The 24,380-nt window shown below is 66.3% G+C and carries 22 protein-coding genes; 7 read left to right on the top strand and 15 right to left on the bottom strand.

Annotated elements, in window-relative coordinates; all coding sequences use genetic code 11:
• Positions 1 to 4 precede the first annotated feature (4 nt).
• Positions 5 to 355 carry a hypothetical protein gene (locus LDL28_RS12530; RefSeq protein WP_233058844.1) on the bottom strand — a complete coding sequence of 117 codons (351 nt, stop codon included), beginning with the start codon at positions 353 to 355 and terminating at the stop codon, positions 5 to 7.
• A gap of 124 nt (positions 356 to 479) precedes the next feature.
• On the opposite strand from LDL28_RS12530, the gene LDL28_RS12525 reads away from it, so the two are divergent.
• Positions 480 to 1,256 carry an NADPH-dependent F420 reductase gene (locus tag LDL28_RS12525; protein WP_233058843.1) on the top strand — a complete coding sequence of 259 codons (777 nt, stop codon included), beginning with the start codon at positions 480 to 482 and terminating at the stop codon, positions 1,254 to 1,256.
• On the opposite strand, the gene LDL28_RS12520 is transcribed toward LDL28_RS12525, so the two are convergent.
• Complete coding sequence (locus LDL28_RS12520; RefSeq protein ID WP_233058842.1) at positions 1,235 to 1,783, bottom strand: HdeD family acid-resistance protein; 549 nt, start codon at positions 1,781 to 1,783, stop codon at positions 1,235 to 1,237. The genes LDL28_RS12525 and LDL28_RS12520 overlap by 22 nt on opposite strands.
• Positions 1,784 to 2,097: 314 nt before the next feature.
• Between LDL28_RS12520 and rpsD the strand changes: the two genes are divergently transcribed.
• The 4 genes from rpsD to LDL28_RS12500 all read left to right on the top strand — a co-directional run bounded on the left by rpsD (position 2,098) and on the right by LDL28_RS12500 (position 6,652).
• Positions 2,098 to 2,715: a 30S ribosomal protein S4 gene (gene rpsD, locus LDL28_RS12515; protein ID WP_102324620.1), complete on the top strand. Its 618-nt coding sequence runs from the start codon at positions 2,098 to 2,100 to the stop codon at positions 2,713 to 2,715.
• Between the two features lie 118 nt (positions 2,716 to 2,833).
• Positions 2,834 to 4,396, top strand: coding sequence for a peptide chain release factor 3 (locus LDL28_RS12510; RefSeq protein WP_233058841.1), 1,563 nt, complete (start codon positions 2,834 to 2,836; stop codon positions 4,394 to 4,396).
• Between the two features lie 106 nt (positions 4,397 to 4,502).
• Positions 4,503 to 5,870, top strand: coding sequence for a cysteine--tRNA ligase (gene cysS, locus LDL28_RS12505; RefSeq protein WP_233058840.1), 1,368 nt, complete (start codon positions 4,503 to 4,505; stop codon positions 5,868 to 5,870).
• Positions 5,867 to 6,652 (top strand): RNA methyltransferase, encoded by a 786-nt coding sequence (locus LDL28_RS12500; protein WP_233058839.1) that lies wholly within the window; start codon positions 5,867 to 5,869, stop codon positions 6,650 to 6,652. The genes cysS and LDL28_RS12500 overlap by 4 nt, the downstream gene beginning before the upstream one ends.
• A 184-nt stretch (positions 6,653 to 6,836) precedes the next feature.
• On the opposite strand, the gene gltX is transcribed toward LDL28_RS12500, so the two are convergent.
• The 4 genes from gltX to LDL28_RS12480 all read right to left on the bottom strand — a co-directional run bounded on the left by gltX (position 6,837) and on the right by LDL28_RS12480 (position 11,260).
• Complete coding sequence (gene gltX / locus LDL28_RS12495; RefSeq protein WP_233058838.1) at positions 6,837 to 8,174, bottom strand: glutamate--tRNA ligase; 1,338 nt, start codon at positions 8,172 to 8,174, stop codon at positions 6,837 to 6,839.
• 71 nt (positions 8,175 to 8,245) lie between these two features.
• Complete coding sequence (locus LDL28_RS12490; protein WP_233058837.1) at positions 8,246 to 8,614, bottom strand: hypothetical protein; 369 nt, start codon at positions 8,612 to 8,614, stop codon at positions 8,246 to 8,248.
• A gap of 44 nt (positions 8,615 to 8,658) precedes the next feature.
• Complete coding sequence (locus tag LDL28_RS12485; protein ID WP_233058836.1) at positions 8,659 to 9,828, bottom strand: nicotinate phosphoribosyltransferase; 1,170 nt, start codon at positions 9,826 to 9,828, stop codon at positions 8,659 to 8,661.
• Positions 9,829 to 9,856: 28 nt separating this feature from the next.
• Positions 9,857 to 11,260, bottom strand: a complete 1,404-nt coding sequence (locus tag LDL28_RS12480) for a class II 3-deoxy-7-phosphoheptulonate synthase (protein WP_233058835.1) — start codon at positions 11,258 to 11,260, stop codon at positions 9,857 to 9,859.
• A 305-nt stretch (positions 11,261 to 11,565) separates the two neighbouring features.
• Between LDL28_RS12480 and LDL28_RS12475 the strand changes: the two genes are divergently transcribed.
• Complete coding sequence (locus tag LDL28_RS12475) at positions 11,566 to 11,907, top strand: hypothetical protein (protein ID WP_233058834.1); 342 nt, start codon at positions 11,566 to 11,568, stop codon at positions 11,905 to 11,907.
• 65 nt (positions 11,908 to 11,972) lie between these two features.
• On the opposite strand, the gene gorA is transcribed toward LDL28_RS12475, so the two are convergent.
• Together gorA and LDL28_RS12465 are read right to left on the bottom strand one after the other, a co-directional pair.
• Positions 11,973 to 13,373 carry a glutathione-disulfide reductase gene (gene gorA / locus LDL28_RS12470; RefSeq protein ID WP_233058833.1) on the bottom strand — a complete coding sequence of 467 codons (1,401 nt, stop codon included), beginning with the start codon at positions 13,371 to 13,373 and terminating at the stop codon, positions 11,973 to 11,975.
• Between the two features lie 132 nt (positions 13,374 to 13,505).
• Complete coding sequence (locus LDL28_RS12465; RefSeq protein WP_025813950.1) at positions 13,506 to 14,384, bottom strand: ferredoxin--NADP reductase; 879 nt, start codon at positions 14,382 to 14,384, stop codon at positions 13,506 to 13,508.
• 293 nt (positions 14,385 to 14,677) lie between these two features.
• On the opposite strand from LDL28_RS12465, the gene LDL28_RS12460 reads away from it, so the two are divergent.
• A complete protein-coding gene (locus tag LDL28_RS12460) occupies positions 14,678 to 17,125 on the top strand; it encodes a helicase-related protein (RefSeq protein WP_233058832.1) in 2,448 nt (815 codons plus the stop codon).
• A 148-nt stretch (positions 17,126 to 17,273) separates the two neighbouring features.
• Here the strand turns inward: LDL28_RS12460 and serS are convergent, their stop codons facing one another.
• The 7 genes from serS to LDL28_RS12425 all read right to left on the bottom strand — a co-directional run bounded on the left by serS (position 17,274) and on the right by LDL28_RS12425 (position 24,336).
• Positions 17,274 to 18,545 (bottom strand): serine--tRNA ligase, encoded by a 1,272-nt coding sequence (gene serS, locus LDL28_RS12455; protein ID WP_233058831.1) that lies wholly within the window; start codon positions 18,543 to 18,545, stop codon positions 17,274 to 17,276.
• Positions 18,545 to 19,354 carry a twin-arginine translocase subunit TatC gene (tatC, locus tag LDL28_RS12450; RefSeq protein ID WP_233058830.1) on the bottom strand — a complete coding sequence of 270 codons (810 nt, stop codon included), beginning with the start codon at positions 19,352 to 19,354 and terminating at the stop codon, positions 18,545 to 18,547. The genes serS and tatC overlap by 1 nt, the downstream gene beginning before the upstream one ends.
• A gap of 4 nt (positions 19,355 to 19,358) precedes the next feature.
• Positions 19,359 to 19,925 (bottom strand): Sec-independent protein translocase protein TatB, encoded by a 567-nt coding sequence (gene tatB, locus LDL28_RS12445; protein ID WP_233058829.1) that lies wholly within the window; start codon positions 19,923 to 19,925, stop codon positions 19,359 to 19,361.
• 81 nt (positions 19,926 to 20,006) lie between these two features.
• Positions 20,007 to 20,657: an SMC-Scp complex subunit ScpB gene (gene scpB / locus LDL28_RS12440; RefSeq protein WP_233058828.1), complete on the bottom strand. Its 651-nt coding sequence runs from the start codon at positions 20,655 to 20,657 to the stop codon at positions 20,007 to 20,009.
• Positions 20,657 to 21,457, bottom strand: coding sequence for a ScpA family protein (locus LDL28_RS12435; protein ID WP_233059298.1), 801 nt, complete (start codon positions 21,455 to 21,457; stop codon positions 20,657 to 20,659). The genes scpB and LDL28_RS12435 overlap by 1 nt, the downstream gene beginning before the upstream one ends.
• 75 nt (positions 21,458 to 21,532) lie before the next feature.
• Complete coding sequence (locus LDL28_RS12430; RefSeq protein ID WP_233058827.1) at positions 21,533 to 22,534, bottom strand: SPOR domain-containing protein; 1,002 nt, start codon at positions 22,532 to 22,534, stop codon at positions 21,533 to 21,535.
• Complete coding sequence (locus LDL28_RS12425) at positions 22,531 to 24,336, bottom strand: arginine--tRNA ligase (RefSeq protein ID WP_233058826.1); 1,806 nt, start codon at positions 24,334 to 24,336, stop codon at positions 22,531 to 22,533. The genes LDL28_RS12430 and LDL28_RS12425 overlap by 4 nt, the downstream gene beginning before the upstream one ends.
• Positions 24,337 to 24,380: the final 44 nt, after the last annotated feature.

The following is a 24,380-nucleotide window of genomic DNA, read 5'->3' as shown; positions in this document are numbered from 1 at the left end:
GGGATCATTCCGGCCAGATGCCCGATGCATGCATGGCGTTCCACCCCACGCCCAGCACCACCATCACGAACAGCACCGCGCCCATGAGCTGGAACGTGTCCTTATAGGGCCGGAACACGCCCGCCACGCTGGCCATGGCGGTCTCCGGCGTGGTGGCGACGGCATCGTCGGGGGAGACCACCACATGTGTCCGGGCGGCGGGTACCGGGCCGGGATCGGGCACGTCGGTCGCGGCCTGTGCGGCCTCGTCTTCCTGTGCGGCTTCGTGCAGCACCTCATCAGGATGCGCCACGCCGTCGGGAACAGCGGATTGGGCCACCGCTGCGCCATTCTCCTGATCGGGTGTGTTGGTCATGGCGCTGTTACTCCTGCTCTACCCGGCTCTGTGCCATATAATAGCGGTCAGTTCGGCAAAAAACCAAACTACAGATAAAACATCCCGCGCCATACCGCCACAGCCCGATGAACAGGAGAAATATATGCCGCCACTGAACCTGACCCGCCGCCAGGGCCTGACCGCCCTGCTGGCCAGCCTGCTGCCCGCCAGCCTGCCGCGGGCCGCCCGGGCGCGCACGCCCCTGCGCATCGGCATGGTCGGATCGGGGCATGTGGGCGGCACGCTGGGCCGGTTATGGATCGAGGCCGGGCACCAGGTCATGTTTTCCGCCCTTGACCGCCGGGATGCGGAAGAACGGGCGGCGGGATTCTCCTCCCCCCTCGCCCACGCGGGCAGCGCGCAGGAGGTCGTGGAATTCGGGGATGTCGTCGTGCTGGCGGTGCCCTATGGCGCGCTGCCGCAGCTTGGCAACAGCATCGGGCCGCTGCTGGGCAGCCGCCCGCTGGTGGATGTCACCAATCCCTATCCATGGCGCGATGGCAGGATCGGGCGTCTGGCGCAGCGCGACGGCGCGGGACTGACCACGCAGGCGCTGTTTCCCTCGGCCGCGGTGGTCAGGGCCTTCAATTCCGAGGACATGACGACACTGGCCGCGCAGAGCGGGCGTCCGCCCCCACGCATGGGGTTGCCCATGGCGGGAAATGTCACGCAGGCGCTGTATGCGACGGGCTGGCTGATCCATGACGCGGGCTTCGACCCGGTCATGGCGGGGCCACTGTCACGCGCGAACCTGTTCCAGCCCGGCGGCCCCGCGTTCGAGGCGCGCATGACCGCCGATGACCTGCGCGCCGTGCTGGAAGTCAGCGCCGACAACCCGATCGAGCGCGCCCTGGCCGCTCAGTTTTCCGGCGGCAGGTAGGCGGCCTGGCGCAGGGCCAGACCGAACTGGACCCAGCCGATTCCGCTGGCGATCAGTTCAACGGCAATGAAGGTGCCGATCAGCCACAGCCCCGACCACGGCAGCGTCACATACAGGCACACCCCCACCAGCAGGCTGATCACGCCGCCGAGCAGGATCAGCCACCAGCCCTGCAGGCCGCGCTGCTGGAACGCCATGACGATGCGCCCGATACCCGACACCACCAGACAGGCCGCGATGAACAGCGTGATGACCATGGAGCCGGTGGCCGGTTCCTCCATCATCATCACGCCCGCCAGAATATACAGCCCGCCCCCCAGGATGGACATGAGCCTGCCGCTCCACTCCCGCACGGCGAAGGCATGCACCAGTTGCAGCGTGCCCGCCACGAACAGCAGCAGCCCGAACAGGATCGTGCTGGCCAGCGAGACGGCCAGCGCATCCACCCATGCCATGAACCCAAGCACGAGCGAGACGACGCCCAGCCCGACAAACAGCCCCCAGCGCTGCGTAAATGGCGTTTCCATGCGCATAGACCCCTTATTCATCATGGTGGAAAATTCGTTTGCTCCCGCTTCATAACAGGCGGGCATGCCAGTGCGATACAGGCTTTCGGCACGATGGGCACACCGTGATGATTGACACGGCCCCCGCAGTACTTCTATACGCGCCCGACTGCCGGGAACGTGGACGACACGGCCGGCGCCCATGGGTGATTGCTCCCCGGCGCCGGTAATACGTAGCGCGCCCGTCCTGTTCATGGGGAACAGGACCTACCGGTGCAACGACATGGCACGTGCTCCGCCACGGGTCATGCAGATGAATGAAGAGAAAGCGCGACATGAGCAAGCGCCTTGAGAGCAAGTACAAAATCAATCGCCGCCTTGGCGTGAACCTGTGGGGCCGTGCGAAGTCCCCGGTCAACAAGCGCGAATATGGCCCCGGCCAGCATGGCCAGCGCCGCAAGCAGAAGCCCTCCGACTTCTCCGTGCAGCTGATGGCCAAGCAGAAGCTGAAGGGCTACTACGGCAACATCGGCGAAAAGCAGTTCCGCAAGTATTATGACGAGGCCGTCCGCCGCAAGGGCGATACCTCCGAAAACCTGATCGACCTGCTGGAACGCCGGCTGGATGCGGTTGTTTACCGCATGAAGTTCGCGATCACCCCGTTCGCGGCGCGCCAGTTCATCAGCCACGGCCACATCACGGTCAATGGCCGCAAGGTCAACATCCCCTCCTTCCTGGTGCGGGACGGCGATGTGATCGAAGTGCGTGAAAAGTCCAAGCAGCTCGCCATCGTGCTGGATGCGGCCCAGAGCGGCGAACGCGACGTTCCGGAATACATGGAAGTAGATCACCGCCAGATGAAGGGCACGTTCCTGCGCTCGGCCAAGCTGTCGGACGTTCCTTATCCGGTCCAGATGGAACCGAACCTGGTCATCGAATTCTACTCTCGCTGATCAAGTCCCGGAACCGGGCAGGCGTGACGCCGGGCGTGGGGCTGAGTCCCCGCGTCCGGCGTCCGCGTTTCTGGCCCCTGCCTGGTTCCACAGCCTTCCCGCCGGGCCAGCCGCAGGAATGGACACGCTCGTGAACGCCCCCGCAGCCGATACCTCGCTTGCCGCCGAAATTACCCGGCGGCGCACATTCGCCATCATCTCGCATCCCGATGCGGGCAAGACCACGCTGACCGAGCGCATCCTGCGCGCCGGCGGCGCGATCCAGATGGCCGGTAACGTCCGGGCCAAGGGCGAGCGGCGGCGCACGCGTTCGGACTGGATGGGGATCGAGCGCGACCGTGGCATTTCGGTCGTGACCTCGGTCATGACGTTCGAATATGGCGGCTGCATCTTCAACCTGCTCGATACGCCGGGCCACGAAGACTTTTCGGAAGATACCTACCGCACGCTGACGGCGGTGGACGCCGCCGTGATGGTGATCGACGCCGCCAAGGGGATCGAGGCGCGCACGCGCAAGCTGTTCGAGATCTGCCGCCTGCGCGACATTCCCATCGTGACCTTCATCAACAAGATGGACCGCGAATCGCAGGATCCCTTTGCCCTGCTTGATGAAATCTCGTCCTCGCTGGCGCTGGACACCGCACCGGCCACATGGCCGGTGGGGCGGGCGGCCAAATTTGTCGGCACCTATGACCTGCGCAGCCGTGAACTGCATGTGAGCGAGGAACTGGACCAGTCCGACCCGCGCATGGTGCAGCTTGGCGAGGATCTGGAGCTGGTCGAGGCCGCACTTCCCGAATTCGACCGTGAAAGTTTCAATGCCGGTCACCTGACACCGGTATTCTTCGGTAGCGCGATGAAGGAAATCGGCGTGACCGACCTGCTGGACGCGCTGGCCGCCTTCGGCCCGCCGCCACGCGACCAGGCGACCGAGACCCGCAATGTCCGCGCCGATGAACCCGCGCTCACCGCGCTGGTGTTCAAGATCCAGGCGAACATGGACCCCAACCACCGCGACCGCATGGCGTTCGCGCGCATCTGTTCGGGCAGGCTGCAACGCGGCATGCGGCTCAAGCATGTGCGCATTGGCAAGCAGTTCGCGCTCCATACCCCGCAGTTCTTCTTCGCCCGCGACCGCCAGTTGGCTGAAGAGGCCTTCGCGGGTGACGTGGTGGGCATTCCCAACCACGGCACGCTGCGCATTGGCGACACCCTGACCGAGGGCGAGGACCTGCGCTTTACCGGCGTGCCCTACTTCGCCCCCGAAATCCTGCGCCGTGTGCGGCTGGATGACGCGATGAAGGCCAAGAAGCTGCGCCAGGCCCTGACCGAACTGGCGGAGGAAGGCGTAGTGCAGCTTTTCCGCCCGCAGGACGGCGCGCCGCCGATCGTGGGCGTGGTGGGCACGCTCCAGCTCGATGTGCTGCAATCCCGGCTCAAGGGCGAATATGGCGTGGCCATCGGTTTTGAATCGACGCCGTACAACCTGGCCCGCTGGGTCACCGGCCCGCGCGACAAGCTGGAAACGTTCTGCATGGTCAACCGCCCCGCCATGGCGGACGATATTGACGGCGACCCGGTCTTCCTTGCGTCCTCGGCGTTCATGATGCGCCGCACGGCGGAAGGGAACCCCGATCTCGCCTTTCACGACATCAAGCAGATCGGGCAGGAAATCGGCTGAAAGGGCAGCAGTGGCCAGCCGTTCGCCGCCCCTTTTGTCCACCCCCCACGGGAGACACAGATGAAGTCTTGCGCCCCACTGGCTGTCTGTCGCATCTAGACGCATCATGTCCGATACACAGCCCCGCCTGCACCTGCATGACAGCAGGACCCGCAGCACCGTTCCCTTCGTTCCGCTCGACCCGCTGAACGTACGCGTCTATTACTGCGGCCCCACGGTCTATGATCTGGCGCATATCGGCAACCTGCGCGCCATGCTGACGGCGGACGTGCTGGTGCGCCTGCTGCGCCACCTGTACCCGCGCGTGACCTATGTGCGCAACATCACGGACGTGGATGACAAGATCAACGCCCGCGCGCTGGCCAACGGCGAATCCATAGCGGACCTGACCGCGCGCACCATCCACGACTTCCATGACGATCTGGCCGCCGTCTCCATCCTGCCGCCCGACGTGGAACCGCGCGCGACCCACCATATCGGTGAAATGCAGGACATGATCCGCCGCCTGATCGAAAGCGGCCATGCCTATGAGGCACAGGGGCACGTGCTGTTCGCGGTGGGCACCTACGATTCCTATGGCGCATTGTCGGGCCGCAGCCCCGATGACCTGATCGCGGGCGCACGGGTGGAAGTCGCCCCCTACAAGCGCGATCCGGGGGATTTCGTGCTGTGGAAGCCATCGGACGACCAGACGCCGGGCTGGGACAGCCCATGGGGGCGCGGGCGGCCGGGCTGGCATATCGAATGTTCGGCCATGTCGCACCGTTACCTGGGCGAAAGCTTCGATATTCACGGCGGCGGGTCGGACCTTCTTTTCCCCCACCATGAAAACGAACGCGCGCAGAGCATGTGCTGCCACCCGCATGGGCGCTTCGCCACGCACTGGGTGCATAACGCCATGCTGCTGGTCAACGGGGAGAAGATGTCGAAATCCCTCGGCAACTTCATGACCGTGCGCGACGTGCTGCGCGACACCCCGGCGGAAGCGCTGCGCCTGCTGCTGCTGCGTGCGCAGTACCGTTCGGTCCTGAACTTCACGCAGGCCGGGCTGGATGAGGCACGCCAGATGCTCGACCGCTTCTACCGCGCGCTGGAACACCTGCCCGAACAGCCTGCTCCCCTGCCCCCGCCGCCGGACAGCTTCGTATCCATGCTGTGCGATGACCTGAACACCCCCCGCGCACTGGCGGAGATGCACGCGCTGGCCGATGCCGCACTGGGTGGTGACACCCTGGCTGCCCGCCAGCTCAGGGCGGCGGGCAACCTGATCGGCCTGCTGCATGACACACCCGAGCAGTGGTTCCGTGGTCGCAGCACCGTTGACGCCAGCGCCATCGAAGCCCTGATCGCCGAACGTCTGGCCGCGCGCAAGGCGCGTGATTTCGGCCGGGCCGACGCCATACGCAATGAACTGGCGGCGCAGGGCATCGTACTTGAGGATGGCCCGCAGGGCACGACATGGAGGCAGGCATGACCGGACGCGATGGCGGGGCGGATATCGGCCCCATCGGCAACAGCCCGGTCGTGATCCTTGTCCGGCCCCAGATGGCCGAGAATATCGGCACCACCGCGCGCGCCATGGCCAATGGCGGGCTGTTCCACATGCGTCTTGTCGCCCCGCGTGACGGCTGGCCGCTGGAGCGCGCATGGCGCAGCGCCTCGGGGGCCGACCGCATCCTCGAATCCGCCACCGTGTTCGAGACGGTGGATGACGCGGTGGCCGACCTGCACCATGTCTTCGCCACCTGTCCGCGCCCGCGCCATATCGTCAAGCCGGTCATGACCGCCCGCGGCGGGGCCGCCGAACTGCGTGAGATGACGGAGCGCGGGCTGAAGGTCGGCCTCATGTTCGGGCCTGAGCGCGCGGGGCTGGATAACGAGGACATGGCCCGCGCCGATGCCCTGATCCGCTACCCGCTCAATCCTTCCTTCATGTCGCTCAACCTGGCGCAGGCGGTCATGATCATGGCGTATGAATGGTGGATGACGCATGACGACACGCCGCCGCGCACGCTCATGACCAATGAGACGCATGTGGCGACCCGGGGCGAGCTGGACAATTTCATGCGCCATCTCATCACCGATCTGGATGAGTGCGGCTTCCTGCGCAATGAGCAGAAGCGCGCGGGCATGGTGCGCAACCTGCGGCACTTCTTCCTGCGTGGTGAGGTGACGGAGCAGGAACTGCGCACGCTGCACGGCGTGGTGACCGAACTCTCACGCGGGCGCAAGGCCCGGCAGGCGGGCGACAGGTAAGCGTCTGCCCTGGGCACATTCCGTAAATTGTAAGGAAGTTTGTGATGAAGCTTTTTTCAAAAAGCTTCAGGAAACGCCGCCTTTTTGAAAAAAGGCAGCACCCAAAAACTTTTATCTTTATCAATCAGTTATTTTCAAATCACTTATGAAAAAGGCCCGGTTCCAATCCGGGCCTTTTTTCATCTCAGCGCGATACGATCCTTAACCGTCCGGCCACGCGCTCGCGCCCCATGAGCGGGAGCAGGTCACGCATTTCCGGCCCGCTCTCCTCCCCCGTCAGGGCCAGGCGCAGGGGGTGGAACAGCGCGCGCCCGGTACGGCCCGTGGCCTCACGCACGGCGGTGGTCCATGTTTTCCATGTCGTGTCGTCCCACGGTTCGGCGGGCAGGCATTCCAGCGCCTGAAGCAGGAAGGGCGTGTCCTGCGCGTCCATGACGGGCGGTACGATCTCGCCCGCCACCACGTCCCACCACTGGCGCAGCTCACTGGCCATGTCCACATTGCCGCGCACGGCATGCCAGAAGGCTTCGGTCGCGCCATCGGGCAGGCGGGCACGAATTTCCTCAAACGGCATGGCGTGCATGATGCGGCGGTTCAGCCCCAGCAACTGCCGCATGTCGAAGCGCGCGGCCGAGCGTGAGACACGACCGAGGTCGTAGCTGGCGGCCAGTTCATCAGACGAAAGCGGGGCCGGGTCATCCGCGCTGCCAAGGCGGGCGAGGTAGGATACGATGGCGGAAGGCTCGATCCCGTCCTGCCTGAGCGCGCGAATCGACAGTCCATCGAAACGCTTGGACAGCTTGCCGCCGCCCTCATCCAGCAAAAGCGGAAGGTGCGCGAAGGTGAAGCGGTTGCGCTTCGCGCCCAGCGCCTCGGCGATGTCGATCTGCACGCCGGTATTGGTCACATGGTCCTCCCCACGGATGATGTGGGTGATGCCCAGTTCCATGTCATCCACAACCGAGGCCAGGGTGTACAGCACCGTGCCATCGGCGCGCACCAGCACCGGATCGGAAATGGCGGGCAGCTTGACGCGCGATGGCCCCATGACCAGGTCATTCCATTCCACCGTGCGGTGGTCGGACAATTTGAAGCGCCAGTACGGCACCTTGCCATTGGCTTCGGCCTGTGCGCGCTGCTGCGGGGTCATGCGCAGCATCGCACGGTCGTAAATGGGGGGCTTGCGCATGCGGATGCGCGCCTCGCGCTTGGAGGCGAGTTCCTGCTCGCTTTCAAAACATGGATAAAGCCGCCCGCTGGCCTTCAGGTGTTCGATGGCCAGCGCGTAGCGGTCCAGCCGGTCCGACTGGCGGACATATTCGTCCCACCCGATGCCCAGCCAGCGCAGGTCGTCCTGCAGGGCCTGCACATATTCCTCTTTCGAGCGGCCCCTGTCGGTATCATCGATCCGCAGCAGGAAACGCGCGCCATGGCGGCGGGCAAACAGGGCATTGGCAATGGCCTGACGCGCATTGCCAACATGGATCAGCCCGGTCGGGCTGGGCGCAAAACGGAGTTTCATGCCCCCTATATGCGGCGATCACGCCCGAAACGCCAGAGAGCATGGACCACCAATGCGCAATGGGCGCGCGCTCAGTCCTCGGCCTCGTCATCCTCCGCGCGGCGGGGGTCGAAGGCGCGCCAGTCACGCTCCATGGGTGTGGCGGCATGGGCCGCGAAATCGTCCAGTTCATTGGCCGAGCGCCAGCCCATGTCACCGGCCTCGAGCACCTCAGCGTCCTCCCCGAAGGAAAACCACGCCTTGAGCACCTCGGCGGGGGAAAGGCCCGCCATGCGGCACCGCTCGATACTGTCGCGCACATAGGCGCGCGCGAAGGCGTTGGCCTGGATCAGGTCGGGGAAGCCGCCGACTTCCTCCACGATATTGTCCTCGGCACCGCCTGACAGATCCAGAATCCGCACGCGCCACCCCTCCGCGGGGGCAAAAATGGTGTCTGACACGATGAAGCCTTTCGTTATCCGCCCCGTATCGGGGCCTGCGCGCACTAGAGGTCGCTTTTGCGACGAAGCAGGAACTCACGCCCCACCTTGACCCGTGGCGTATCGTCATAGGCCACGATGTCAGCCGTGGCATAGGTTTCCGACCAGCGATCGGGAATGAAGGAGCCGGTGCCGATCACATCGACCGGGGCATGGGCGTCCGCCATGCTGAGGCATTTTTCCACACTGAAGCCCGATGACGCAATAATGCGCACATGGGGGAATCCGGCCTCATCCAGCACTTCGCGCATGCGCCAGATGGCGGCGGCGGACACGCCGGTGCCGACAAGGTGGCGCAGTTCCTTGTCGGAACGGTAGCGCCGGATGCTGCCCGGCGTATGCCGCTCCAGCACGGCATAGGACGAAGCCGGGTCCAGCCCCTCCAGAAACCGGCCGCCATGGGTGTCAAGCCGCACGGACAGCCGCCCTGTCGCGGCAAGTTCGGGAAAATGGCGGCAGACTTCCAGCGCGTCCGTGATCTCATGGCCGAAATAATCGACCAGCACCACCAGGTCCGTATTAGGATAGACCGTGTGGAACATCTCGGCCGCCGCCAGCGTGGACCCGGCATAGCCCACCAGCGCGTGCGGCATGGTGCCCAGCCCCATGGACGCACCGAAATAATGCGCCGTGGCGTCGTTCGCCCCCCCGATGAAGCCCTGCGCCCCTTCCTTCCGGGCCGCAAGACTTCCCACCGAGGCGGCATAGGCCATCTGCTCCTGCATGTCGAAGCCCGCGCAATGCCGGGCCTCCATGGCCAGAAAGCGCACATGCGGCAGCGCCATGGCCATCTGGTAGGCATTATGGGCCGCGACACAGGCCGGTCCCAGCAACTGGAGCATGAGCGTCTCAAGCGGGGCGAGCCACGCGAACGACCCGGTGATGTAGGCCAGCGGCTCACCCGCGCCCACCCATGTCCCTTCGGGAAACATGACCGTGCATTCAAGGGTGGTCCCGCACCGGGCCGCGACCGCGTGCAGCCACTCCACCATAAGCCGTGGCGCCGAGATGACGGGGCGGCGCAGGAAGATGGCGTAGGTCACCTTCCTGTCCCCGAAGCGTTCGACAATGGCCCGCGTACGATTGAAATAGGCATCCGTGCGCGCGGCGATCACATCCTGCGCCACCGCGCGCGCGGTCCTGCCCCCATTATCGGGGCCTTCACCCTGGGTCATGTCGCCTCCAGTTCCCCCAATGGCGGAACTAGCGCGCTCCGCCCCCTATATGACGCACCCGCGTCTTCAGTTCTTCGGCCAGGCGAAACGCCATTTCAAGCGACTGTTCCGCGTTCAGGCGCGGGTCGCAGAAGGTTTCGTAGCGCTCACCCAGGTCATCTTCCGTCAGGCGATGCGCGCCGCCGATGCATTCCGTCACGTTCTGGCCGGTCATTTCGAAATGCACGCCGCCGGGGCTGGCGTCCGCGGCTTCGAACACATCGAAGAACCCGTGGATTTCGGACAGGATGGCATCGAACGAACGGGTCTTGACGCCCGTGCTGGTGGAACTCGTGTTACCGTGCATCGGGTCACATAGCCATGTGACCGTGCGCCCCGTGGCCATCACTTTCTCGAGCAGCGGCGGCAGGTGGTCGCGCACCTTGCCCGCCCCCATGCGCGAGATGAGGGAGATGCGACCGGCTTCGTCCTCGGGGTTGAGGATGTCGAGAAGCTGCTCGAGATCCTTGATGGTGGTGGTGGGGCCGACCTTGATGCCGATGGGATTGCGCACGCCACGCAGGAATTCGACATGCGCGCCGTCGGGCTGGCGGGTGCGGTCGCCGATCCAGACGAAATGGGCCGAACAGTCATACCATTCGCCCGATGTCGAATCGATGCGGGTCAGCGCCTGTTCGTAGGGCAGCAGCAGGGCCTCGTGCGAGGTATAGAACTCGGTCTCGTCAATCTGCGGCGTGGTGGCGGCGGTCAGCCCGCACGCTGCCATGAAATCCAGCGTCTCGCCAATGCGTTCGGCAAGCTGGCCATAGCGCTGCGCCAGTGGCGAACGCTCCACGAAGCCGAGATTCCAGCGATGCACCTCGTGCAGGTTGGCGTAACCGCCCCCCGCGAACGCGCGCAGCAGGTTCATGGTACCGACGGACTGGAAATACCCCGTCTCCATCCGTACGGGATCGGGCACGCGCGCGGCTTCGGTAAAGTCGGAGCCGTTGATGATGTCGCCACGGTAGGACGGCAGGGTCACGCCGTCCTTCGTTTCGGTATCGGCGGAACGCGGCTTGGCGTACTGCCCCGCCATGCGCCCGATCTTGATGACCGGAACCTTCGCCCCGAAGGTCAGGACCACCGCCATCTGCAACAGCACACGGAAGGTGTCGCGCACGATGTCGGCGGTGAATTCACTGAAGCTTTCGGCGCACGCGCCGCCCTGCAGCACGAAGGCCTGCCCCCGGGCCGCCTTGGCCAGATGCGCGCGCAGGCGCCGTGCCTCCCCGGCGAAGACCAGCGGCGGGTAGCGGCGCAGGCGGGATTCCACGGCCTCAAGGGCTGTCCCATCGGGGTATCGCGGCATCTGCCGCGCCGGAAACGACCGCCAGCTCTCCGGCGTCCAGGCCTGCCGGGAAGAACTGTTGGGGCTGTGCGTCGCACTCATGGGTCGGATCCTAATTCCTCTGGATACAAAACAATCCCCGCCTGTGGCGGAAGGGGAGCCTTTATGTCGAAAAAAGCGCGGTATGGCAAAGCCTGTTCTTGGCGCCACGCACTATTGGCCGCCGCCCGTGGGCGGCAGATGTTGCATTGTGGCCACAGACGGCCCGCATCCATACGGTTTATGGTCGCATTCCCGCCTTCAGTCCCCATTATGTAAAAGAAACAGGGTTGGCCTGCCACGCCGGGACTTCCCCGCGGGAAGCGGGATTGGCATGCTGCACCCTACAGGTAAAAGGATTACGGATCATGGCCACGTCACGTGGGAAACTCTTAACCGCCCTGTCAGCAGGGCTGTGCCTGTTCAGCGTGACCGCATGGGCCGCGCCGGCGGATACGGACGACAACAGCCAGAGCGAGGACAGGATGACCGTCCATGGTCAGCGCGGCCACCTTCCCCCCGGTTATGAGGAAGCGCCGTCCATGGAACTGAACCATGGGCCGGACCCCGACCATCTGGAACATGTGCATCGTGATTCCGTTACAGGCACGGACCTGTCACGCTTCGGCAGCGCCTACCAGAGCAGCGGCATCAACGGTGACGGCCAGCTTGGCGATTCCACCGGCAATGGCTGGGTCGCCCCGCGCTGAATGAAAAAAAACCGCTGCCGGCATGAAGCTGGCAACGGTTTTTCAGCCGTGGCGTCCCTGGCGTTTCAGCCCGCGCTGCGCGGCGTTACCCGGGTGCGGGTGCGCATGGTCACGAATTCCTCCGCCGCGGTGGGATGGATGCCAATGGTGCGGTCCCAGTCGGCCTTCGTCAGTTCGCCCGTCACCGCAATGGCCAGTCCCTGCATGATTTCCGGCGCGTCATCGCCCAGCATGTGGGCGCCGCGCACGATCTGGCTGGCCTGATCGACCACCAGTTTCATGTAGGTCCGCTGTTCGCGCCCGCTCAGTGTATTGCGCATGGGGCGGAAGCGGCTGACATACACATCCACATCGCCATGCTGCGCGGCTTCCGCCTCCGTCTGGCCGACACTGGCCAGCGTGGGGGTGAAGAACACCGCCTTGGGCGTGGTGTCAAAGGACCACTGCCGGGGCGGCGTGGTCCCGAAAAGCCGGTCGGCCAGGATATGCCCCTCCGCAATGGCGACGGGGGTCAGGTTCAGCCGGTTGGTCGCATCGCCGATGGCGTAGATGCCGGGCACCGATGTCTCGCTGTTGGCATCGACGATGATGCGCCCGTTTTCCTGCGTGGCGATACCCGCCTCGATCAGCCCCAGGCCGGTCACCTTCGGGTGGCGGCCCGTCGCGAAGAACACGCAGTCGGTCACGATGCGCGTGCCGTTGTCCAGCGTCACGGCGAAGGTGTCATCCTCCAGCCGGTCGATGGCGGTGGGGGAGACACCGGCGTGCTGGCGGATGCCGCGCAGGTCGATGGCGTCGTGCAGGGCGTGGCGCAGGTCGGAATCGAAACCGCGCAGCGGCAGGTTCTGCCGGTAGACCAGATCCACCTCGGAGCCGAGGCCACGGAAAATCCCGGCGAATTCCACGCCGATATAACCGCCCCCCACCATGCACACCCGCGCGGGCCGCGCCTTGAGGTGGAACGCCTGATCGGATGAGATGGCATGCCCGATACCAGGTATGGCGGGCATGGTGGGCGTGGAGCCGACGGCAATGACGATCCGCTGCGCCGTCACCCGCCGGGGGGCCGCGTCGGGCGCCAGGGGGGATGGGTCGATACGCAGGGTATGCGCGTCCTCGATGGTGGCATGGCCGGTGAACAGGGCCACATCCGCCTTTTCCAGCATGGAGATGTAGATGCCGTTGAGGCGGGCGATCTCGTGGTCCTTGGCGGCGATCAGTTCCGCCCAGTCATTGTGCCCGCGCCGGGTGCTCCAGCCGAAGCCGTGGCTGTCATCCACCCAGTCGCCATAATCGCTGGCCTGGACCATGAGCTTCTTGGGCACGCAGCCCAGATTGACGCAGGTGCCGCCCCAGTGGCGGCTTTCCGCCACCGCCACGCGGGCGCCATGGCCCGCCGCGATGCGCGCGCACCGCACCCCGCCGGAACCCGCGCCGATGACGAACAGATCAAAATCATAACTCATGCCAGTTGCGCATCCTGTCTCGGCCGGAAAGACGAGCCAGCACACGCCATTCCGGCAAGGGACTGCAACGCATGGATGCGGCCCCGGTGAAATAGGTCCCGGCCGCCAGTCAGGGGCCGGGACACGGGTCAATCAGCGTTCGGCGAACGCCTTTTCCACCACATAGGCGCCGGGGTGGGAGTTGTTGCCTTCATCGAACCCGCGGTCCTGCAACATCTTTTCCGTATCGGCCAGCATCTCCGGCGAACCGCAGATCATGACACGGTCATGCTCGGGGTCGAGGGCGGGGATGTTCAGGTCCGTAAAGATCTTGCCCGTCTCGATCAGCTTGGTGATACGGTCGGTCACGGCGAATTCCTCGCGCGTGACGGCGGGGTAGTACAGCAGCTTGCCCGCCACGTCCTCACCCAGGAATTCATGCTCGGGCAGTTCATGGCGGATGTGGTTGGAATAGGCCAGCTCACCCGAAATACGGACCGTGTGGCTCAGGATCACATGCTCGTACCGGTCATAGCATTCCGGGTCCTTGATCAGGCTCATGAAGGGCGCGAGCCCCGTGCCGGTGGACAGGAAATACAGGTTGCGGCCCGGACGCAGGTTATCAAGCAGCAGGGTGCCCACCGGCTTGCGGCCGATCAGCACCTTGTCCCCCACCTTCACATGGCGCAGGCGCGAGGTCAGCGGGCCGTCAGGCACCGCGATGGACAGGAATTCGAGATGGTCCTCGTAATTGGCGCTGGCGATGCTGTAGGCGCGCAGCAGCGGCTTGCCCTCGACCTCGATGCCGATCATCGTGAACTGGCCGTTCTCGAAGCGCAGCGCGGGGTCGCGGGTGGTGGTGAAGCTGAACAGCCGGTCCGTCCAGTGGTGAACCGACAGGACGGTTTCCGCGTTCAGGTGACCGTATTCCTTGCTCGGCGCGGCGAGGTGGAACACGCCTTCCTGCCCTTCCACGGGTGCGAGTCCCGTGAGCATGGTTTCGGAAGTTGGCATAATCAACGTATCGGACATCAGGTTATCACTCTCCCGGCTGGACAGAACGCAGGCACAGGATGTCCTGAAACATGCGGCCGCCGCCACTGCGTGGCTGAGGCGGGAATGTCTAGGCCATCCACGGCGTGGAATTCCAGCACAAACAAATATATCACGCGCCACGGGAAGCTGAATTCACCGCACAATGCCCATGCCGGGGCGCTCATGTCACGTCACACGTGTACGATGCGGGTTTCTATTCAATGATTTCCGGTATTGATGCAAGTACTGAGTCCATTGTCCCCGCCGCGCAGATGACGCACATAGGCTAGATGACCTCAGAATTCCCCGACCGGGCCGCCCCGGCCCTGCTGGCGCTGGACGCCGCGATCGCATCCAGCGGGCTGCATGTTGAAAACCGCGAACGCCCGAAGCTGGAGCGCGTGATCGCGCGCATGCTGCAACCCGGCGCGGAGCGGATAGGGGACGCCGCCTTCCGCGCCGCGCTGTGTACCGTCCGGCGCAAGCCGTGGGGGTCGCGTCTCATGGACCTGACCCGCCGCGCGGGCAAGGTATGGGTGACCCGCGCCGATGCGGAGGCCGCGGCCACGGCGGTACAGGACCCCGAACCCGATGACGCCTGCCTGCTCGCGGCCCTGGCCCCCGTGCTGGAACACAGGCTGCGCGCCCAGGGCGAGACGCCGCGCGCGGCGGTGGACAACCTGCGCGCCGACCTGTTCGACGGAACCGGGCGCGTGCTGTCGCCTGCCGAGCTGCGCACGCTCGCCCTTGCCGTGGCGGACGCCTTCGCCCTGCCCGACGCCGATGTGTTCGCCACTGAACTGGAACGGGAGGAAAGCAGCCGCAGGGACCGCGACGCGCAGATAGAGGACACGGCCCGCACCCGCCGGCGCGAGGAAGTCCAGCGCCTGCGCGCGTGGGAAAAGAGCCTTGTCCCCTTTACCGACGTGCCCGGCCTGCTGCGCTGTTCCCAGCGCGAGGCGCTGCGCTGGATTGCCGAAAACCGCCTGCCCGTCGCCCGCCGCGTGCCCCAGCCCGGCGGCCAGGAACGCTGGGAGTTCGATCCCGCCGAGCTCATGGCCCTGCGCCAGAACCTGCCCCAGTGGCGTCGCGACAGCGCCGAAGGCCCGGCCCGCACGCCGCTGGCCCCCGACCTGGGCAACCGGCGCGTGGGCAATGCCGTGATCGCGCAGGTCGCGGCACTTGACCGCTACGCCGCGCATTTTCGCACCGCGCGCGCGCTCAAACGCCGCATAACGCTGGTCACGGGGCCGACCAACAGCGGCAAGTCCCATACCGCGCTCGATGCGCTGGCGGCGGCCGAAAGCGGGCTGGCGCTGGCCCCGCTGCGCCTGCTGGCCCATGAGTTCCGCGAGTCGCTGATGGCGCGCGGCGTGCCGACCTCGCTCGCTACGGGGGAAGAACGCATCGATGTGCCCGGCAGCCGCCACCTGGCCGCGACGGTGGAGATGTGCCCGCTGCACAACCCCGTGGATGTCGCCATCATCGACGAAGCCCAGATGCTGACCGACCCCGACCGGGGCGCGGCCTGGACGGCGGCGATCATGGGCGCGCCCGCGCGCCACCTGTTCGTGCTGGGCGCGCCGGACTGCATTCCCATGGTGCGGCGCATTGCGGAACTGTGCGGCGACCCGGTCGATGAAATCCGGCTTGAACGCAAAAGCCCGCTGGTCGCCGCCGAACGCGCCGTAAGCGTGCATGAACTGCAAAAGCACGATGCGCTGATCGCCTTTTCACGGCGCGAGGTGCTGGACCTGCGCGCCATGCTCCTGGCGCATGGCAAGCGCGTGGCCGTGGTGTACGGTGCGCTCAGCCCCGAGGTCCGCCGCGCGGAAGCCCAGCGTTTCAACAGTGGCGACGCGGATATCCTGATCGCGACCGACGCCATCGGCATGGGGCTGAACCTGACCATACGGCGCGTCATCTTCGCGGCGCTGCGCAAATATGACGGCACCCAGACACGCGACCTGAACCCGCAGGAAGTCAAGCAGATCGGTGGCCGCGCCGGGCGCTACGGCAAGCATGAACAGGGTGTCGTCGCCGTGCTGGAGGGTGTGGGCAGCCCGTCCTTCATCCACGCCATGCTGGCCGCCCCCCCGCAGCCGATCGAGGATATGCGCCCGCAGGTCCAGCCCGATGCCGACATCGTGCAGGCCGTGGCCGCCGAGATCGGATCCGACAGCCTGTTCGGCGTGCTGGTGCGCATCCGCCGCGCGGTGCTGCGGCGCGATGACCCGAATTACCGCCTGGCCAACATGGAACAGGCCTTCGCCATCGCCACGGCGCTGGAAGGGGTGGCGGACCTGACGCTGGCGCAACGCTGGGTCTATGCCATGTGCCCGGTGGATGACCGCGACAACGGCATCGAGCGCCTTGTGCACTGGGCGGCCGACCATGCGGCGGGCAATGCCGTGCCACCGCCCGGAACGGGCCGCCTGCCCGCGCCGGAACGCGCCGAGCGCACGGAACTGGAGCGGGCGGAAAAGCGGCACAAGCGGCTGGTGGCATGGCGGTGGCTGGCGCTGCGCTTCCCCGAGGCTTACGTGAACCGTGAGGACGCCGAAGCCACGACCGCGCGCCTGAATGACTGGATCGAGGATGTGCTGCGCCAGCAGAGCATCCGCGCCCGCGCGCCGCGTACCTCCCCTTTCAGCCCGGATGCCCGGGCCAATCCGCTGGGCCGTCGCAACCGCGACGCCCCGCCGCAGGGCAGGCGCCCCGCGCGCAGGCGGCGCTAGTTTCTGGGGCTGGAAGCTGTTTGAAAATAACCTGTTGATAAGAAAAACAAAAATTTTCGGGCGCCGTCTTTTTTTTTCAAAAAGGCGGCGTTTCCCGAAGCTTTTTGAAAAAAGCTTCACCAAAAACTTTCTTATGATTTACTGAGGCTCAGCCCGCGCGGATAACCTCCACGCCCCCCATATAGGGCCGCAGCACGTCGGGCACGGTAATGCTGCCATCTTCGTTCTGGTAGTTTTCCATCACCGCGATCAGCGTGCGCCCCACCGCCAGCCCCGAGCCGTTCAGGGTATGGACAAAGGCGGGCTTGCCATCCGCCGCGCGGTAGCGGGCATTCATGCGCCGGGCCTGAAAGTCGCGCGTGGTGGAACATGACGAGATTTCGCGCCACGCCTTCTGCCCCGGCAGCCAGGCCTCCAGGTCGAATGTCCTGGCCGCGCCAAAGCCGGTATCCCCCGCGCAGAGCTGCATGCGGCGATAGGGAACGCCCAGCCGCTCCAGCACCATCTCGGCGCAGCGAGTCATGCGTTCGAGTTCGGCGTCACTTTCCTCGGGCGTGGTGATGCTGACCATCTCCACCTTCTGGAACTGGTGCTGGCGCAGCATCCCGCGCGTATCGCGCCCGGCGGCCCCTGCCTCGCTACGGAAGCATGAGGACAGGGCGACATTGCGCCGGGGCAGTTCGCCTGCGGGCAGGATCTGGCCCGCGATGCTGGCGGTCAGCGGCACTTCCGCCGTGGGGATCAGCCAGCGGCCATCTTCGGTGCGGAAGGACTGGTCGGCGAATTTGGGCAGCTTGTCGGTGCCGTACATGGCCTCGTTATTGACCAGAACGGGCACGTTGGTTTCCACGTAACCGTTCTCACCCGTATGCAGGTCGAGCATGAACTGGCCCAGCGCGCGTTCCATGCGCGCAAGCTGCCCGCGCAGCACCACGAAGCGCGCGCCGGACAGGCGGGACGCGGTCTCGAAATCCATGAGGCCGAGCGCCTCGCCCAGTTCGAAATGCTCGCGCGGCGTGAACGGGAATTCCCGTAGCGCGCCATGCTGGTGGACCACCACGTTGGCGCTCTCGTCCGCCCCGTCCGGCACGCTGGCGTCCAGCCGGTTGGGCAGGCGCTCCAGCGTGCCGCGGATACGACTGTCGAGGTCGTCCACCTGGGTCTGGAACGCCTCCATGCGCGCCTTGGCGCACGCCACCTCGGCCTCGAGAGCGGAACTGTCGGCGCCGGTCCTGCGCAGCGCCCCGATTTCCTTCGAGATCTGCTTGCGGCGGGCCTGAAGTTCCTGCAGGGCCGTCTCGGCGGCGCGGCGCTCACGATCCAGCAGCAGCAGGGCGGTGGCCACGGCGGGCTCGCCGCGTCGCTTCAGGGCGGCGTCAAAACCCTCCGGATCGGCGCGGAGGGCGCGCAGGTCATGCATCAGGTCGTCTCCTCGGTTTCTTCAGGCGGATTGCGCGGCTCGACAAGGCGGGCGCAAAGGATGGAAATCTCGTACAGCCCGATCAGCGGCACGGCCAGCCCGGTCTGGGTAATCACGTCGGGCGGGGTCAGGATGGCGGCGACGACAAACGCGCCCACATAGGCGTAACGCCGCACCCGCGCCAGCCCCCTGGACGTGACCAGCCCCACACGCGCCAGCAGCGTCAGCACCACCGGCAGTTCGAACGCCATGCCGAAGGCCAGGATCAGCTTCATGACCAGTGACAGGTATTCCGACACCTTGGCCTGCAGTTCGATCTGGAGGCCGTCCTGCCCGTCCGCCGTCTGGAACGACAGGAAGAACTTCCACGCGGCGGGGAAGATGAAATAATAGGCCAGCGCCGCCCCTATGGCGAACATGACCGGTGTCGCGACAAGAAACGGGGCGAAGGCGCGCTTCTCGCTCCGGTACAGCCCCGGGGCGATGAATATCCACGCCTGCACCGCGATCATGGGAAAGGACAGGCAGGCCGCGCCGAAGAAGGCGACCTTCATGTAGGTGAAAAAAGCCTCGTACAGCGCGGTGTAGATCAGGTGCGGCTGTTCGCCCTTCTGGCGCATGATGGCGCCGAGCGGCCGGGCCAGGAAGAAATAGATCTGTTCCGAATAATAGTAACAGATGGCAAAACACACCACGAAGGTCGCCATGGACCACAGCAGCCTGCGCCGCAGCTCGACCAGATGCTCAAGCAGCGGCATGGGCTGGTCGTTGATCGAATCCTCGTTCAGGGGCCTGTCTCCTGCGTCCATCGCGTTACTGGTCCTGCCCGCCCGCCGCAACGGAAATGCGCCGCCCTGCATGGATCACCCTTACCGGCGGCAGGAAGGCGGGCGGGGAAAGATGGGGCATCTCGGCCGCGATGCGCCGTGCCGTGCGCGGCGGCAGGAAATCAGGGGCGTCGACCCGCTCGCCTGCATCGGCCACGTCCTGCGCCATATCCATCAGGGGGGGGATATGATGAAGGGGGGGCAGCGTCCGTTCGGGCATGTCCGTGGCAGGCGGCCCCGGCGGCGGGGTCACGACCGGCGCGAGCGGCCGCTCGTCAAGCGTGCGGCGCAGCGTGCCGTCGCCGTCAATGGCCTTCATGATCTTGTCGCGCACGTTCAGCCGCCGGAGCTGGCCAAGCTGGTCACGCGCTTCGGTCAGATCCGCCTCGCGCACCATTTCATCCACATGGGACTGGAATTCGGTAGCCAGCCCCCGCGCCTTCCGGATAAGGCCGGTAACCGTGCGGATGGCGACGGGCATGTCCTTCGGGCCGATCAGCAACAGGCCCACCACCCCGACCAGGGCAAATTCAGACCACGCGAAATCGAACATGAACCCTGTATCCTTCACCACCGCCGGGGCATTGCGCCACCGGCGCGCCCCCGTATCCTAGCACAGCTTCCCGCACACCTATCATGACACGGGCGGGTCAGGAACCTCGGGGTCGGTATCGGGCACTTCCACCAGCAGTTCCTCCCGCCGGGGCAGATCGCCCAGATCCTTGAGGCCAAAATGCCGCAGGAACCCGGACGATGTCCCCCACAGGATGGGCCGCCCCGGCACTTCCTTGCGGCCCAGCGGCATGACGAGTTCCGCCTCCAGCAAGGTATCAAGCACCTGCTGGCTCAGGCTTACGCCGCGGATTTCCTCGATCTCGGCACGGGTGCAGGGCTGGTGATAGGCGATGATGGCCAGCGTTTCCATGGTCGAACGCGCCAGCCTGCGCGGGCGCGGCATCACGCGGGTCAGCCGGGACGCAAGATCCGGCGCGGTGCGGAACTGCCAGCCCCCCGCCACTTCCACCAGCACGACGCCACGCCCGGCATACCGCGCGACCAGCGCCGCCAGCGTCGCCGCGACATAGGCGTCCCGATCCGCCACATCATGCGGGACACCGCCCTGCGCGCTCAGCACCTCGGCCACGGCGCGGGTGCTGAGCGGATCGGCGCGGGCAAAAATCAGGGCTTCCACCAGCCGGATGGAAAACTCCCGCACCTTTATGTCCGCACCGGCTTCCCTGCTTTCCGGCATGTCCTGCCCGGGCTGTTGGGGCGTATCGTTCATCAGTCCAGTTCCCCTTCCGGTTCCGTCATTGCGGCATCATCCCTACGTTCACGCAGCAGGATACGGCCGAACTGCGCGGCCTGCTGCAGTTCGATCCTGCCATCGCGCGCCATTTCAAGGCTGGCGAGCAGCGTGCCCGCGACAGCGGCGCGGCGGCCGGTCTCCACCATTCCCTCCGTCGCGTCGGACGGGGGTGGCAGGTCGGGCATGAACCGCTCCAGCCCGCACCACCGCGCCGGGTCATTGACCCCGCCCAGCATGCGCCGCAGCCGTTCCAGCGCATCCTGCACGGTCCAGAAACGCAGAACGCGCGGCTGATAGACGGATTTGCGCGCCCGCCGCCGCATGGCCGCCATGTAACCGCGCATGAGCTGCGGCACATCGACCGCCAGCCCCGAACGGTCAATGGCCACCAGGCTTTCCCCCGCCCCGCGCCCGAAAACATCGTGACCCAACTGGGGCCGCCCGGCCAGCCAGCGGCCAAGCTGGACCATGCGTTCGAGTTCCAGCAGCCGCTCATGCAGCAGGGCGGCGGCTTCCTCGGCATCGGTGGCTTCGGCGTCGTCCTCGGGCAGGAGCAGGCGTGACTTGAGCCATGCCAGCCATGCCGCCATGACCAGCCAGTCCGCCGCCAGTTCCAGCCGGACACGCTGCGCCGAACGCACGACAGCCAGGAACTGCTCCACCACCTGCAGGATGGAAATGCGCCACAGATCCACCTTCTGCGCCCGCGCCAGTTCCAGAAGCAGGTCCATCGGCCCCTCGAACCCCTCCAGATACACGACGGGCGCGGTCGTCATGACCGTGGATGGGGCGGGGATGGCGCTATCCCCTGTCACCACTTCCCCTGCCCGCTGGTGCGCGCGCCGTCATGCTCAGGAATGAACCGGGTCACACGGCAGGCTTTTCGCCCTGACTTTCGCGCACAGCGCCGTGGCCTGCGCCCTGTCCAGCCCCCTGATCCGCAGCCGGTAGAAGGTCCGGCCATTGCGCTCCGCCTTCACCACGGCGGGCCTGTAGTCACCAAACACGCCGGGGTAGCGGCTGGTCAGGCTGTTCCAGCTTTTCATGGCCGCCGCCTGTGTATCCAGCGCCGCAAGCTGCACGCCATATGCCCCATCGCCCGTATTCAGCGCGCGCGGCACGGGCGGCGGCAGGTGGGCGGGAGCCGGGGCTTCGGCCTGTGGCGCGGGCAACGGCGCGGGCGCGGGCGCCACAGGGGCCGTGGCGGGCGGCGGCGTGGGCGCAACCGCCGCCGGGGGCGTGGCGGAAGGCGCGGGGGGTGGGGCCGCGACGTTCCCGCCATTATTCCCGCCATTGGGGGCGGGAGGGGTATCCGCACCCGCATTCTGGCCATACTGGCGCGCCATGGCGTCGGGCTGCGGCTGTTCGGGCGGCGGTGACAGGCGCATCACCCCGCCATCCGCCGACATGCCGTCCGCCGCGCCCAGAATCTGCATCCCGCCCGGATCGGCGGGCTTGACCCGCACCGGACCCGGCGGCGGGCCCAGCACGGGAATCCCGCCCTGATGATGGCCGAACAGCGACCACCCCCCGATCGCCACCACCAGCACGCCACCCAGCCCCGCCGCGCCATAGACCAGCCTGCGGGTCATGGGGTCGGTTCCCAGCAGGTTGCTGCCCGCCATCCGCGCCAGCAGGGCGCGGACATCCAGCCCCGCCCTGCCGGCGGATGCGCGCGGGCGCGTGCCCTCGGAGGGTTCCATGGGGCGGCGCGGGTCCAGATCGGGGTTGGAATCCGCCCCCATGCGTTCACGCGCGCGGTTGCCCGACGCCATGTAGGGATCGGGGGCCGCCGGGTTGCGGCCGCCATCATCCGGCGGGGTCGCGCCGGGGGGGGAGTTTTCAGGGGTCATCGCATCTCCTCGACCGGCTGCACGCCGAGCACCTTCATGCCCGAACGCAGCACGGTTGCCGTCGCCTCGACAAGGGCGAGCTTGGTGCGGGTGGTGGCAATCTCATCTTCCTGAATGAAACGCAGGGTCGTGTCCTCACGCCCCCGGTTCCACAATGCATGAAAATCGGACGCCAGTTCATTAAGATAGAACGCAATGCGGTGCGGCTCATGCGCGGCGGCGGCGGATTCCACCATACGCGGCCACTGCGCCATGCGTTGCAGCAGCGCCAGTTCGGCATCCGACGTCAGGCCCGACAGGTCGGTCGCGGCCAGTTCGGCGGGCGTGATGCCGCCACCCAGCCTGCCTTCATTGGCCAGCCCCGCCGCCGCGCGCAGCACCGAACAGCAGCGCGCATGGGCATACTGCACATAGAAGACCGGGTTGTCGCGGCTCTGCGCCACGACCTGGTCCAGGTCGAATTCCATCTGCGCATCGGCCTTGCGGGTCAGCATGGTGAAGCGCACGGCGTCACGACCGACCTCGTCAATCAGGTCGCGCAGCGTCACGAACGTCCCGGCGCGCTTGGACATGCGCACCGGCTCCCCATCACGCACGATGCGCACGATCTGGCACAGCAATACATCGAGCACCGGGCGGCCCTCATGCGCCAGCGCCGCCACGGCGGCCTTCATGCGCGTGACGTAGCCGCCATGGTCGGCCCCCCACACATCCACCAGCACATCCGCGCCCCGGCGGATCTTGTCGGCATGGTAGCCGATGTCATTGGCGAAATAGGTGTTCGACCCATCGGACTTGCGCAGCGGGCGGTCCACGTCATCACCGAATTCGGTGGAGCGGAACAGCGTCTGCGGGCGGGCTTCCCAGTCATCGGGCAGCTTGCCCTTGGGCGGCTCCAGCACGCCTTCGTAGATCAGGCCCTTTTCCGCCAGCCGGGCGATGGCGCGGTCGGTTTCACCATCGGCCAGAATCCGCGCCTCGCTGGTGAAGACGTCGTGATGCACGCCAAGGGCATCCAGATCCTCGCGGATCATGGCCATCATGATATCAACCGTCTCGCCCTTCACGGTCTCAAGCCATACGGAAGGGTCGGCGGGATTCGCGTCCGCCGCCGCCAGGCTGCCCCCGTGGCGGCTGACCAGCGCCTCGCCCACGGGCACCAGATAGTCGCCGCCGTACTGGATCGCGCCGCCGGGAACAAGGGCGGCGAAGGCTTCCTGCGTCATGCGGGTGCCGAGCACCTGCAGGTAGCGCCAGTAGGCCGCCCAGGCCAGCGCGATGACCTGCGCGCCCGCGTCGTTGATGTAATATTCCTTCGTGACCGTATATCCGGCCTTGGCCAGCAGGTTGGCCAGCACGTCGCCCACCACGGCCCCGCGGCAATGGCCGACATGCATCGGCCCGGTCGGGTTGGCGGAGACATACTCCACATTCACCTTCACGCCCCGGCCCGCCGTGCCACGGCCGTACTCCTCGCCCGCTTCCAGCACCTCGCGCGCCACGTCCTGCCATACGCTGGCGGCAAGCGTCATGTTGACGAAGCCCGGCCCCGCCACTTCCGCGCGTGCGATACCGGGCACGCCCGCCAGCACGGTGGCCAGTTCGGCCGCGATCTCGGCCGGGCGGCGGCGTGCGGCCTTGGAAATGACCAGCGCCGCGTTGGTGGCCAGATCCCCATGGGCGGGGTCACGGGTGGGGGTGACTTCGACCCGGTCCAGCATCGCACCCGGCAGATCGGGCATGATCTGGCGCAGCGCGTCGCGCACATGCGAGAGGTAACGGGCGAACAGACTGTCTGACATGCGGCTTCGGCTTCCCAACAAACGGTAATGGACCCTGCGGTCCG

The sequence above is a fragment of the Komagataeibacter sp. FNDCR2 genome (assembly GCF_021295395.1).
Classification (GTDB): domain Bacteria; phylum Pseudomonadota; class Alphaproteobacteria; order Acetobacterales; family Acetobacteraceae; genus Komagataeibacter.
Note: the sequence above shows the minus strand (reverse complement) of the source record. Positions and strands in the feature narration are given on the sequence as shown.